Origin of the sequence: Moorena sp. SIO3I8 (genome assembly GCF_010692325.1) — a bacterium.
GTDB lineage: Bacteria > Cyanobacteriota > Cyanobacteriia > Cyanobacteriales > Coleofasciculaceae > Moorena.
Map to the genome: position 1 here is coordinate 1 of NZ_JAAHHW010000159.1, position 13,298 is coordinate 13,298.

The following is a 13,298-nucleotide window of genomic DNA, read 5'->3' on the forward strand; positions in this document are numbered from 1 at the left end:
ATTTGTAGCCAATTTGAGAAGGTAACACCTTCCATCACTGGGAAAGAATGAGTCTTCCGTTGGGTAGCGCGCTGCTACACCGATTCCTGCACCGATCGCGCTATGTGAACTTTTGTCAGTCAACCAGCTTGGATCCCTGGAACATCCTTAGTCCATCCTAAGGTCACAATTTGTCCCACCAAATGCTGATATTCAGCAGCAGCATGGTAGACTTCCAAGAAGACAGAATCATCTGTTGTTCGTTCCTCCTTTGGCGGCTCGATCAGTCGTCCTATCCACTCACTAACGGGTTGATAAAGACTCGATGATAGGGTCTGATTTACGGGATAATAGCTAGGTTGATTTATCTCCTCGTTACGACAAAGTTCGTAGTTAGATGGTTTCGGTTCGGTCATTTTTTTCTGGGCTTGAGAGTAGATAAAAAATACCACCCCGATTACTAAAATTACGATAACCAGGACGATTACTAAAGGGTTTTGGAGATTTACAATTTTTAACATAGTTTTAAAATGACTTGTCAAACTATGGTTTTTTTAAGGGAACAGGGAATAGGGAGTAGGGAGTAGGGAATCGGGAATCGGGAATCGGGATAAGAAAATTGACTTTACCTGATAATTATGACAACCGCTTTAATAGTATAGTCGTTGCAATTACCTATCTCCACACTCCCCACACTTCCCTATCTTTCCCACACTTCCCACACTCCCCCCTCTCCCCACACTCCCCTCTCTTCCCCGATTCCCGATTCCCGATTCCCGATTCCCGATTCCCTACTCCCGATTCCCGATTCCCTACTCCCTACTCCCTATTCCCTATTCCCTTTAATCTGACGCAGCCACATCCATCCTAGAACGGCTATTACCAGAGAAACCCAACCGGTCAAGGGCTTTAGCAACAAAAATCCTCCAATAGCTAACATTGCTCCAAACATTAGCAATATCGATGCCAGCACCCGTTTTAGATCGTGTTCCAAATCCTGGATTGGGGCTAAACCGGTGCGAAGCTGCTGACGTTTCCAGCCAGGCCCTGCTGGACGCACCCGTCGATAAAATTCATCTAAGGTGGTATCAGATTCTGGTGGCGTGAGTAACATCACCACTATCCACAAAACACCAGTAATTCCAGCTGTTACCAGCAGACGCCAACCAAAGTCAGGAATCTGAATAACTGGCACGACACTGGTACCAAACCCGACAACAAAACCAGCAACCATGGCGGTTAGTTCCGCAGCAGCATTAATCCGCCACCAGAACCAACGTAACATTAACACTAATCCCGGTCCGGTACCAATGGCAATTACTAACCGGAACACGGTGGCAACGTCTGTGGCAAAGAAGGCGGCAATGGCTCCTAAAACCGTGACCAGCACTGAAGCAATCCGCCCCACTAAGACCAGTTCTGATTCTGAGGCTTGGGGATGAACAAAGCGCAAATAGAGGTCATTAGTAAGATAAGAGGCTCCCCAGTTAATGGAGGTAGAAACAGTACTCATAAATGCGGCAATCAGGGAGGTTACCACTATCCCCAGCATCCCTCGTGGCAAAAAGTCTAGCATCAGTTTGGGATACCCCAATTCCCGGTCTGCCAAATCTGGATAGATTACCATTGCGGCTAGGGCAACTAATATCCAGGGCCAGGTCCGGATTACATAGTGAAAGATATTGAATAGCCAAGCCGCTTTCTCGGCATCTGCTTCATTTTTAGATGCGGCCAGGCGCTGGACAAATTCACCACCCCCATCACTGCGACGCCATGCCCACCATTGCAGGAACACATAGGCAGAGAATGTGCTAGCACTGATCCCAGCGGTTTCACTCCAACTAATCCCTCCAGAACCAACTGTGAGGGGAAAAAAGGCGAGTACATCCTGTTGGGTGACTTGTTGCACTTTTGGGATTAGTTGATGAATACCACCGACATGGTTAATGGCAACTACAGCAACTATGATTGCTCCGAGTAGGGCAAAAAAGAATTGGAAGAAATCCGTAGCTACTACGCCCCACAGTCCAGCAAAGCCAGCGTAGACTAAGACTAGAACACTTACTCCCAATACACTCCAGAGTTTTACACTACTGGCTTCGGGCGCAATACCAAGGCTTTGCCAAATTTCTAGAGCACCTACCACTTTCACCATGGCTAGCATGGCATAGCCAATGGCAATACAGTTGATTGGTACAGCAAACAGAAAGGCTTTGGTTCCCCGTAATAGGGCAGCGATGGAGCCACCATAACGGATTTCGGTGAGTTCGGCATCAGTCACAATTTCTGACCGTCGCCACATCCGGGCAAAGATGTAAATCATGATCAGATGGGATATGCCAAAACTCCACCATTCCCAGTTGCCCGCAATGCCTCGATTGCCAACTACCCCGGCAATGTAGAGGGGGGTATCAATAGAAAAAGTAGTGGCAGCCATACTGGTACCTGCTAACCACCAGGGGAGCGATCGCCCCGAAACAAAGAAATCAACAAGACTGCCGGAAGCCTTGCGAGAGAGGTATAGTCCTAACCCTAGGGACAAGACTAAGTAGACTAGGACAATCAGCCAATCAACGAGTTGCATAAATTCCGGTTGCTGCTCACGGATTGAGATATCATATCAGATTCCGATCTGGGGAGTGTGGGGAATCGGGAATCGGGAATCGGGAATCGGGAGTCGGGAATCGGGAATCGGGAATCGGGAATCGGGAATCGGGAATCGGGAATCGGGAGTCGGGAAAAGAAGTTGCGTAGGGTGCGTTAGGGACGGGCTCGCACTGATTTTCCGCCTGGTAGTGTTGGGATAGCCCGTCCCGTAACGCACCGCCAGTGTTGGGATAGCCCTTCCGAAAATTGCCACAGGCTGGAAGCCTGTTCCACGCCTGATGCCCGTTACACCCACCGGGTCAAACAGCATGGATTGAGATGCACCCCATCACAGGCTGGAAGCCTGTGCCACAAAGTTCTCGAAGCCTGTGCCACGGAATTGCCGATTTTTCTTACTCTCTCAGGACAACTGATTAATTTCATCCACACTCAACTCCGTATATTGAGCAATATCCTTCAAGGGTAACCCTGCTGCTTTCATCCGTTTAGCAACCTGGTGTTTTACCTTAAGTTTGCCTTCTTCGATAGCAGCTTGTTTAAAACCTTCAAGTCTACCTTGTTTGAAACCTTCCTGAATACAGGTTTGAACAACACTGTACATATCCCGGTAGACCTTTAGGCTATCATAGTACAGGGCTTGTTCTGTTGGTGAGAAATTGGCAATCTCGGCAACCTCAAAGAGCTGGGCAAACACATCCCCTGGAAAGGATTCAGGGGGAGCTTTAAATTCACCGAGATGCTTCAATAAAAATAACCACTTGTCAAAATGGGTTTCTAATTGATCAAGCGATTTACTAAATTTCGGTAGTTCAATATAAATGGATGTCAACTTATTATATAACAGTTCACAGTATTGATTGTTTAGCTCTACCACATGCAACAGTTCTGGATTGTCCTTATGGTCATTAAAAATAAAATCCAGAATACCAACGGTGTAGACTGCGGTTAGCTGATCATCCCAATTTCCCAGTTGCGCCTGTTCTTGGATGGGAAACGTGCCATAGTAGACACTGGGGTCTTTGAAAAAATTGTGGTCTGCTTTTTGGATTTCCACCATGAACCGTTCACCGGTTGTGCTCTGACAATAACTATCAAAAATCGCTCTTCTGTTCACTAAGCTGTTGCCAAAGAATTCCGGAGTCTTAATGGTGACATCCTGAATCTGATGGTGGGCAGGTAACAGAGTATTCAAGAAGTCAATTAACAGTGCTTTGTTGGACTCAGTGCCAAAGACCCGCTTAAAGCCGAAATCCGTAAGCAGGTGAATGTATTTATCTCGCCAGAGGAACACCATATTAATAGATAAAGGGTAAGCTATCAGCTATTAGCTTATGGGCTATGGGGATGGTTGAGGAAAAAACTGTTTTGAATAAAATTTGAGTTAAGTCAGCCTATCAACACCGATCCCCCTCCCGTCCCCCGCGCGGAAGGGGGAAGCCAGAGCCAGATCCGTGATTGTTCCCCCCTTGCTAAGGGGGGTTAGGGGGGATCTCCAGGAATTGAACTTTCTTAACCGAGTATCTGGACTTCGACCGTGAGTATTTGAATACCGTGGTTGAGCCTCTGAGCCTCGTGAACGAACCTCAGAGCCTCTCCGTCGATGATTTGAATACCGTGAACGAACCTCAGAGCCTCTCCGTCGATGATTTGAATACCGTGAACGAACCTCTGAGCCTCTCCGTCGATGATTTGAATACCGTTGTTGAACCTCTGAACCTCGTGAACGAACCTCTGAGCCTCGACGGTGAGTATTTGAATACCGTTGTTGAACCTCTGAACCTCGTGAACAAACCTGTGAACCTATTCCCTATTCCCTATTCCCTATTCCCTATTCCCTATTCCCTGTTCCCTTTTCCCCCTGGCATACCCATAACTTCTCTTTAGCTCCAGGATGCCTAACAAAGTAATCTTCCAGCAAGTCACAGCCCCTAGCTAGCAGCTCACCTAAACTTTCAACCTTCCAAATTCTGGCAGTGCCGTCATCTGAAGCAGTGGCCAGGGTCTTTCCATCCGGGCTGAATGCTACACTATTTACCTCGTCCTGATGCCCGGTGAGTACAGCTAATGGATTGCCCTGGTTGTCCCAAATTCTAACAGTGCCGTCTCGTGATGCCGTGGCCAGCCTCTGTCCATCAGGGCTGAAGGCTACACTAAATACCGGGTCCTGATGCCCGGTGAGCACGGCGATTTCATTGCCCTGGTTGTCCCAAATTCTGGCGGTGCCGTCCCATGATGCCGTGGCCAGCCTCTGTCCATCCGGGCTGAAGGCTACACTAAATACCGGGTCCTGATGCCCGGTGAGCACGGCAATTTCATTGCTCTGGTTGTCCCAAATTCTGGCAGTGCCGTCTGCTGAAGCAGTGGCCAGCCTCTGTCCATCCGGGCTGAAGGCTACACTATATACCCTAGACTGATGCCCGGTGAGCACGGCGATTTCATTGCCCTGGTTGTCCCAAATTCTGGCGGTGCCGTCTCGTGAAGCCGTGGCCAGCCTCTGTCCATCCGGGCTGAAGGCTACACTTAATACCCTAGACTGATGCCCGGTGAGCACGGCGATTTCATTGCCCTGGTTGTCCCAAATTCTGGCAGTGCCGTCTGCTGAAGCAGTGGCCAGCCTCTGTCCATCCGGGCTGAAGGCTACACTTAATACCAAAGACTGATGCTTGGTGAGCACGGCGATTTCATTGCCCTGGTTGTCCCAAATTCTGGCGGTTTTGTCCTCTGAAGCCGTGGCCAGCCTCTGTCCATCCGGGCTGAAGGCTACACTATATACCCTAGACTGATGCCCGGTGAGCACGGCGATTTCATTGCCCTGGTTGTCCCAAATTCTGGCAGTGCCGTCTGCTGAAGCAGTGGCCAGCCTCTGTCCATCCGGGCTGAAGGCTACACTATTTACCCTAGACTGATGCCCGGTGAGCACGGGGATTTCATTGCCCTGGTTGTCCCAAATTCTGGCGGTGTTGTCCCATGATGCCGTGGCCAGCCTCTGTCCATCCGGGGTGAAGGCTACACTATTTATCCTGGACTGATGCCCGGTGAGCACGGCGATTTGATTGCCCTGGTTGTCCCAAATTCTGGCGGTTTTGTCATCTGAAGCAGTGGCCAGCCTCTGTCCAGAAGGGCTGAAGGCTACACTTAATACCGAGTCCTGATGCCCTGTTAGCACGGCGATTTCATTGCCCTGGTTGTCCCAAATTCTGGCAGTGCCGTCTGCTGAAGCAGTGGCCAGCCTCTGTCCAGAAGGGCTGAAGGCTACACTCGTTACCCTAGACTGATGCCCTCTGAGCACGGCGATTTGATTGCCCTGGTTGTCCCAAATTCTGGCGGTGTTGTCCCATGATGCCGTGGCCAGCCTCTGTCCATCCGGGGTGAAGGCTACACTATATACAGTGGACTGATGCCCGGTGAGCACGGCGATTTCATTGCCCTGGTTGTCCCAAATTCTGGCAGTGTTGTCCGATGAAGCCGTGGCCAGCCTCTGTCCATCCGGGCTGAAGGCTACACTTGATACCCAAAACTGATGCCCTCTGAGCACGGCGATTTGATTGCCCTGGTTGTCCCAAATTCTGGCGGTTTTGTCGGGTGATGCCGTGGCCAGCCTCTGTCCAGAAGGGCTGAAGGCTACACGACGTACCGAGTCCTGATGCCCTGTTAGCACGGCTATTTCATTGCCCTGGTTGTCCCAAATTCTGGCGGTTTTGTCGGGTGATGCCGTGGCCAGCCTCTGTCCAGAAGGGCTGAAGGCTACACTTAATACCGAGTCCTGATGCCCTGTTAGCACGGCTATTTCATTGCCCTGGTTGTCCCAAATTCTGGCAGTGCCGTCCCATGAAGCCGTGGCCAGCCTCTGTCCAGAAGGGCTGAAGGCTACACTAAATACCGGGTCCTGATGCCCGGTGAGCACAGCCCCTGTTCGGAATTGACTAATACTTTGCTGGAGGGCATATAGAGGAGTGGTAGTAGGATATTCCTTCAGGGGGCGACGATCTGTCACTATCTTAAATAGCTCTTGCCCAGTCTCCATGGCCTGATACAAAAGCCTTTCCTCTCTTGTATTGGTGCCATAGTAAACATTATTATCCGGTAACTGTCGTGAAATACTAAGCCCTTCCCGTTCTAGTCGCGTGCCTGTTTTGGCTTCCTGTATTTCTTGTCTAGCGTTGACACCAGCCACTATTCCAACAATTAAGGACAAACCCAGTACAATTTTCCCTCTGCCTATGGTTCGGTTAGCTTTCTTTTGAGCCTTAGCTAATATCTCACTAGCCTCCTTCTCAGCCGCCAAAGCCTTTTGCACTTCTTCCTTATCTAAATCCTGGCTAGCATCTAAAAACTCACGATCCAAATCGCTCAAGCTTTTACCCCTAGCCCAATTCCGAGCTTCCTCTAATGCTCCCCCCTGCAACAGTCGAGAGTCATCCTTACACCCAGAATCAACCCAAGCCGTAAAAGCCTCAGAGTAGGGGCGCAGTCTGGCCAATTCTGTATTGACCCAATCGCAATTGAAAACCTCCCCATAAATCCGGTTGTTAACTTCCAAACAACCATCACGCTCAACCACCAGCCCCGATAACCTTAATTCCGTCTGTTCCTGACTGCCATCAGCAGCTAGACAACCGTGATCCAACACGTGCTGATACAAACCCAACAGCATCCCAGCCCGTTGCTCTTTTCTGAGAATGCGATCGCGTATAGTCTTCAAATGCTCCTGTTCATCCTGGGCTTCCCAATTCTCTATGATCTGCCTACGCACGATCTGGTCTAGGGAAAGACTATTGCCCGATTCCCAAGTCTGGACTACCAAACGACACAACCGCTGAGTCAGAAACGGTTGTCCCCCCGTCCAGTTTACTATTTCACCTAAGACCTGTTCAGGATTATTAACTTTACCTTCCAAACCCGGAACCAAAGGCTGTTTGGCCTCCTCAAAGGTAAACCCAGTCAACCGAATATCTCGACCAATATTAAACGGAGTCCGCTGTTTATCCTGAATTAAATCTGCGGCAGTTGCCACCCCCAGCAAACAAAAGGTGAGACGATTGTAAGCTGGATTTTCGGCTCGTTGATTGTAACAGGCTCTAATGAAGGCAAAGAAATCATCTTTAAAGGTAACTTTAATAATACTATCAATTTCATCAAGGAAAATAACAATCGGGTGACTTATTTCGTCTAGGATAACCGACTCAATAAACTCATCTAACCACTGCACTGGCGAGAATCGCTCACGCTCTTTTAACCAAGGGGTTACCTTGATTTTTGCGTTCACTTTAAAACTCTTGGCAAGACTTCTAATCAAACTGCCATACCACTTCTCGGAGGTTACGTCATTGCCAATCCTGGTAACATCAATAGAGGCACAAGCTACTCCCGCCTTTGTTAGCTTTTCCATGGTTCGTACCCGCAAACTGGACTTACCCATTTGTCGGGAATTCAGCACATAACAAAACTCCCCAGCCATCAATGCCTGAAAAAGCTCGTGATCAGCTTGTCTGGTCACATAAGTGGGTTCATTTTGAGGTAAACTACCTCCTACTTTGTAGATTATTGATTGTTGATTGGTCATTACAGCGGTTTGCAATTCGGTGAGGTACAAATTTCTGGGTTTTAGGGAGCAGGGAGTAGGGAGTAGGGAGCAGTGAGAAGAGTGTACCAAGTGTGGGAAGTCTGGGAAGTCTGGGAAGTCTGGCGAGATAGGATAGAGAACAAGTAGTTTTCAATAATTAGGTATAGTTAAAGATAGTTTTGCTCATTGTTATCGTACTTATTGCTATGTTGATAATAATGATATTACCCCTACTCCCTACTCCCTACTCCCTACTCCCTACTCCCTACTCCCTACTCCCTAAAATGCGATCGCTAAAATACTCACGATACAAATTACATCTCAAACTACAATCATTGCCATGGCGCTCAACCAGTCCAATACTTTCCAACTTGCGAGTGATAGTAGCATCCAGGCGGACGGGCTTAGTTGTACTAAGTAATAGTTTAACAGCGTCCAGCAATTGAGGATGCTCTTGAATACTAGTTAACAGTAAGTACAGATGACTGCCATAAATTCCTGCTTCTGTGGGGGCTAAAGCCAAAAGAGTATCCAGGGTTTTTTCGGCTGGTTGGTTATTTTTCAGATAATCAAACCCTTGGGATAATAAATCAGGATGTCCCCCCACCATTGCCATCAGTTTAGTTACTGAATCCACAGACAAGGTCAACCCATAACTCTGGGCAAACTCGTTAACCTGCTGATCACTAAACTCTAGTAACTCTATCGGTAATCCCACATTAAACGGGGACTTATTGATATCTAAATCAATGTAAATTTCCGTAGCATGAGCCACCACCAACCGCAGTTTTTTCCAACTATCGTCAAACTTGCCACTCTCATGCCAACTACGGAGCAAGGGCAGAAACCCTTCAGCAATGTCTTGATCGTGAAACACTCTATCAAGGTCATCCAAGCACAACACCAACGGACTTTCTAAAGAGTCTAACAAATACTCTTCAAAGTAGGCCGTGCAGTTGTCAATACTGGTAAATAAACTATCATCCCAATAGGTTTCTAACTGATTGGGTAATTTCAGTTTTTTACCAACTTGCAAGCAAAACGACTTTAGAAATCTATCTAATTCAGTGAAAGGGAGCTGATTCATATTTAAATAAACCTGGCCATAACCCTGTTTTTGGCCATGGGCGATAATCTTCTGAATCAGTAAGGTTTTGCCCATCAGCTTTGGGGCTTTAATCCGAATTAACGCTCCCGATTTAACAATTTCCTGATAACAACGAGCTTCAATGGGTGGGCGCTCAATATATATCTCGTGATTAGCTCTAGTTGGAGACGATGGTAACTCGTACTTTTTTAAAACTTTATCAGCTACTAACTCAGGCTTATAGGTATAAACGATTTCAACTAATTCATCACGACAATTATAACCGTTAGCTTCAATATCAAAGTCTTGATATATATTAGAAATATGCTTTCTTACAGTATTTTTATGATCGACACCTAGCACTTTGTCTTTGATTTCTATATCTGTCTTGCCACCAACCACCGCCTCCAAAACTTGTCGCCTTTTCGGAGGCATGTTCTTGTATTTTTCCTCGAAGGCTTCTTTACTAATCATAAGCGATCGCTGCTTGTGCCGTAGGTATTCCTATGCTTAGGATAGACTATTATTTAGTAGTTGAGTAAGATTGATACAATAATTTCACGAGTTTTTTTTAAAGTAGTTAAAAAATAATATAAACTATCTTTTTAGAGCTTCACTAATGTGAAGATGTGAAGTGCGATGAAGTAACCTGAAGTTTTTTTGTAAGGTTTCAGCTTAAGCGCTACGCGAACAGCGATTAGCCATCAGTCATTCGCGTAGCGTGGCCAACGGCCAAGGCCAACGGCTGACGGCTGACGGCTGACGGCTAACTGCTTACCAAAAAAAAAATCGGTCAAGGTTTGTTTAACCAATGCTTGACCGAATTCTATTATATAAGCCATTACAAGTACTGGTGAGCTGATCAGCTATCAGCTATGAGCCCAAGGCTGACGGCTGACCACTGACCACTGAATGCTTAAGTCAGCAACTGATCCAAAACAACAACATCCTAACTCAGTAAACTAACCTCCACAAAACAAATTTTACTCATGGTCGCCAGGGGGTCAAACCCTGGCAAATTACTATCCTAGTCTACGTAGAAATAGCGAATCAAAAAAGTCATCACCTCATCAGGCTTCCCCGTAGGCTCGGGAGTGCTCCACTCGTTGGGATAGGCGTATTTAAGGCCATAAAGGGCAATAATTGTCTTCCAAACTTTTTCAGGAGAACCGATCAAGATCAGCTTGACTTTCTTAGGTTTGCGACCAGGGTTTTCTGGGGTGTTCTTGTCATCGGAGTTAGGCGGAATGTTCTTGGTCATGAATCGTGATTCCTGTAAATGGCTCATATTATTAATATATTAATATATTAACCATATGTCAAGGAATTTAGAAATTTTTTTTTATTACGAAATATGGATAATGTGGAGAGTAAAATAAATCGTAGGGTGGGCAGTGCTTCCTAGGAATTTCAAAGCTTGTATTCAGTTAAATCGGCACTGCCCACCAACAGAAAATTAATTGTAAAATAGATTAAAATAAATCGTAGGGTGGGCAGTGCTTCCTAGGAATTTTCAAGGTTGTAGTCAGTTAAATCGGCACTGCCCACCAACAGAAAATTAATTGTAAAATAGAGTAAAATGAATCGTAGGGTGGGCAGTGCTTCCTAGCAATTTCAAAGCTTGTATTCAGTTAAATCGGCACTGCCCACCAACAGAAAATTAATTGTAAAATAGTAAAATAAATCGTAGGGTGGGCAGTGCTTCCTAGCAATTTCAAAGCTTGTAGTAAATTAAATCGGCACTGCCCACCAACAGAAAATTAATTGTAAAATAGATTAAAATAAATCGTAGGGTGGGCAGTGCTTCCTAGGAATTTCAAAGCTTGTATTCAGTTAAATCGGCACTGCCCACCAACAGAAAATTAATTGTAAAATAGTAAAATAAATCGTAGGGTGGGCAGTGCTTCCTAGCAATTTCAAAGCTTGTAGTAAATTAAATCGGCACTGCCCACCAACAGAAAATTAATTGTAAAATAGTAAAATAAATCGTAGGGTGGGCAGTGCTTCCTAGCAATTTCAAAGCTTGTATTCAGTTAAATCGGCACTGCCCACCAACAGAAAATTAATTGTAAAATAGTAAAATAAATCGTAGGGTGGGCAGTAATCATACCAATTCCAAAGCTTGTAGTAAATTAAATCGGCACTGCCCACCAACAGAAAATTAATTGTAAAATAGATTAAAATAAATCGTAGGGTGGGCAGTAATCATACCAATTCCAAAGCTTACCATCGCGATTATACTTACTGCCCACCCTACATCAACTATTCATGATGGTGCGTTACGGGGCGGGCTGTTTCAACCAGAAAGAGGCGCAAAATCATGGCTAGCCCGCCCCTAACGCACCCTACGCAACTGTTCCCTGTTCCCTATTCCCTATTCCCTAGTTTCACGATTGTTTGTCAAGCAGTGAAACAATAATTACGGATATATTATTCGAGATTCACCAATAGTAAAGACCGTGAACTAAGTGAACTTTGACCCACAAATCCAGATTATTAATTTTGAGAGCCTATAGTTGGAGATAAGAGCGTTACTGAACTAAAGGCTGAATAAATTATGTCTAAACCAAACAAAGAATATGACCCAGAAACCACCTACTTTAAGGAGCGCATTCGTCAAGCCAACCTTTCCTTTAACTTGCTTGTCGGGGCTACAATTCTAAGCGGGATTGTAGGTCTAGCAGGCGCAGGATTATTAATGTCCAAACAGCTATCTGATGGAATAGTTACTACCAGTGTGGGATTAGCATCGAATATTGCTTTTGTTAAGCTAGCTAAGGATGCTAATAATAGGTTGGATGAAGCGATTAGAGAGGCAGAAGAGGAAGATGAAGATGAAGAGTAGTAGGAATAGGGAATAGGGAATAGGGAATAGGGAATAGTGAAACTGTTGATACAAAATTGCAGCTAGGCATCACTTGATTACCTCGTAGATCAACTCACATCATGTCCGGATAATTAGTGATCAAAAACCTTCTCCGATGAAACCTTACTCCTTTACTTCTGCCTTCTGCCTTCTGCCTTCTGCCTTCCTTTCGGCTAGATTAATGCTAGGGTGGGCAGTGCTTGAGACTGCCCACCCTACATGAACGTGATTAACTCGTAGATACACCACCCGATGTCCTGTAGCTGTAAAGCCTAAAGGCAATCTAATTCCAGCGGTATGGGTGAACTTGTCTCTTGGGCAAAGGCTGTATAGAGTTCCCGATTCTGTTGACGCTTCAAGAATTGCCGACCCACATATTCGCCATACACTCTGCCTTGGGTAGCAGACTTAGGCAAAAACTGCTCTAGAGTGAAATCTTGATAATAAATGTGGTGTAGTGCTGTGCGCACCAGATAGGGATAGCCACCTACTAAAGACATCAGCTGCGCCACTTGATCAGCATCCCAATTCAGTCCATAACACCGTGCCAAATCTTGTACCTGTTCCTGAGTAAACTCAGGTAAAGCAATGGGCAGCCCCACATTAAAGGATTCATGGAGATTCAGCCAAGCATCATCTTCTGTGGCATAGACAACCACTAACTTAAGTTTTTGCCAAATATAGCTCCTACGATCTCCATACTTAGCTTTCTCATGCCAGGTGCGCAGTAAACTAAAAAAGTCTGAGGCGATTTCCGGGTATTGAAACACCATATCCACCTCATCTAAGCCCAGTACGAGTGAACTGTCAATTTCAGCCAACAGATAGTTTTCAAAGTAGTCGGTGCTGTTAGATTTGCTGCCCAGAATCTCATCCCAATAATCCGCCAACTGATTCGACAGCCCCAGGCTTTTCCCAACGCTGACACAGAACCACTTTAATAATTTATCCAGGCTGGTGAAGACCTCTCGATTAGCTAGTTTAAAGTTGAGAGTGACTGTGGTATTTCCCTGCCATCGTGCCTGCTCCAGAATCCTGGCCATCAGGGAGGTTTTGCCCATTTGCCTGGGAGCATAAATCCGAATCAAGGCTCCGGGTTCACAATAAAGCACCTCAGTTTCAAAAATCCCGTGCTGCTGCTGCTATTGCCTTGGGGAATTTAGGGGATAAACGGGCAATTCCCTTACTCAAAGACA

General features: G+C 46.1%; 13 protein-coding genes. 4 read left to right on the top strand and 9 right to left on the bottom strand.

All coding sequences use genetic code 11. The features are described 5' to 3' along the window. Positions 1-119 precede the first annotated feature (119 nt). Entirely contained in the window at positions 120-500 is a 381-nt protein-coding gene (locus F6K51_RS32555) for a hypothetical protein (protein ID WP_293028675.1), read from the bottom strand. Positions 501-644: 144 nt separating this feature from the next. Between F6K51_RS32555 and F6K51_RS32560 the strand changes: the two genes are divergently transcribed. Further along, positions 645-830: a hypothetical protein gene (locus F6K51_RS32560; RefSeq protein WP_293028678.1), complete on the top strand. Its 186-nt coding sequence runs from the start codon at positions 645-647 to the stop codon at positions 828-830. Here the strand turns inward: F6K51_RS32560 and F6K51_RS32565 are convergent. The 3 genes from F6K51_RS32565 to F6K51_RS32575 all read right to left on the bottom strand — a co-directional run bounded on the left by F6K51_RS32565 (position 806) and on the right by F6K51_RS32575 (position 3,880). Beyond that, positions 806-2,563 carry a sodium:solute symporter family protein gene (locus F6K51_RS32565; RefSeq protein ID WP_293028681.1) on the bottom strand — a complete coding sequence of 586 codons (1,758 nt, stop codon included), beginning with the start codon at positions 2,561-2,563 and terminating at the stop codon, positions 806-808. The two genes, F6K51_RS32560 and F6K51_RS32565, sit on opposite strands and share 25 nt — an antisense overlap. 36 nt (positions 2,564-2,599) lie before the next feature. Next, the gene (locus tag F6K51_RS32570; RefSeq protein ID WP_293028683.1) at positions 2,600-2,896 is read right to left on the bottom strand and encodes a hypothetical protein; all 297 of its coding nucleotides are present in this window, start codon (positions 2,894-2,896) and stop codon (positions 2,600-2,602) included. A gap of 90 nt (positions 2,897-2,986) precedes the next feature. Then, positions 2,987-3,880: an Rpn family recombination-promoting nuclease/putative transposase gene (locus F6K51_RS32575; RefSeq protein WP_293028685.1), complete on the bottom strand. Its 894-nt coding sequence runs from the start codon at positions 3,878-3,880 to the stop codon at positions 2,987-2,989. A gap of 278 nt (positions 3,881-4,158) precedes the next feature. On the opposite strand from F6K51_RS32575, the gene F6K51_RS32580 reads away from it, so the two are divergent. Further along, positions 4,159-4,470, top strand: a complete 312-nt coding sequence (locus F6K51_RS32580) for a hypothetical protein (RefSeq protein WP_293028688.1) — start codon at positions 4,159-4,161, stop codon at positions 4,468-4,470. Here the strand turns inward: F6K51_RS32580 and F6K51_RS32585 are convergent. From F6K51_RS32585 to F6K51_RS32600, 4 genes are all read right to left on the bottom strand, one after another. After that, positions 4,415-8,239: an AAA-like domain-containing protein gene (locus F6K51_RS32585; protein ID WP_293028690.1), complete on the bottom strand. Its 3,825-nt coding sequence runs from the start codon at positions 8,237-8,239 to the stop codon at positions 4,415-4,417. The genes F6K51_RS32580 and F6K51_RS32585 overlap by 56 nt on opposite strands. Positions 8,240-8,414: 175 nt before the next feature. Continuing rightward, the gene (locus F6K51_RS32590; RefSeq protein WP_293028694.1) at positions 8,415-9,710 is read right to left on the bottom strand and encodes an AAA-like domain-containing protein; all 1,296 of its coding nucleotides are present in this window, start codon (positions 9,708-9,710) and stop codon (positions 8,415-8,417) included. Positions 9,711-9,940: 230 nt separating this feature from the next. Further along, positions 9,941-10,078 (bottom strand): hypothetical protein, encoded by a 138-nt coding sequence (locus F6K51_RS32595; protein WP_293028697.1) that lies wholly within the window; start codon positions 10,076-10,078, stop codon positions 9,941-9,943. A gap of 185 nt (positions 10,079-10,263) precedes the next feature. Beyond that, positions 10,264-10,497 carry a hypothetical protein gene (locus tag F6K51_RS32600; protein WP_293028700.1) on the bottom strand — a complete coding sequence of 78 codons (234 nt, stop codon included), beginning with the start codon at positions 10,495-10,497 and terminating at the stop codon, positions 10,264-10,266. 1,296 nt (positions 10,498-11,793) lie between these two features. Here F6K51_RS32600 and F6K51_RS32605 point away from each other — a divergent pair. Continuing rightward, the gene (locus F6K51_RS32605) at positions 11,794-12,081 is read left to right on the top strand and encodes a hypothetical protein (protein ID WP_293028703.1); all 288 of its coding nucleotides are present in this window, start codon (positions 11,794-11,796) and stop codon (positions 12,079-12,081) included. A gap of 293 nt (positions 12,082-12,374) precedes the next feature. On the opposite strand, the gene F6K51_RS32610 is transcribed toward F6K51_RS32605, so the two are convergent. Then, a complete protein-coding gene (locus tag F6K51_RS32610) occupies positions 12,375-13,145 on the bottom strand; it encodes an AAA-like domain-containing protein (protein ID WP_293028706.1) in 771 nt (256 codons plus the stop codon). Between F6K51_RS32610 and F6K51_RS32615 the strand changes: the two genes are divergently transcribed. Beyond that, on the top strand, positions 13,121-13,298 hold a 178-nt coding region (locus F6K51_RS32615; protein ID WP_293028708.1), incomplete at its 3' end, for a hypothetical protein. The two genes, F6K51_RS32610 and F6K51_RS32615, sit on opposite strands and share 25 nt — an antisense overlap.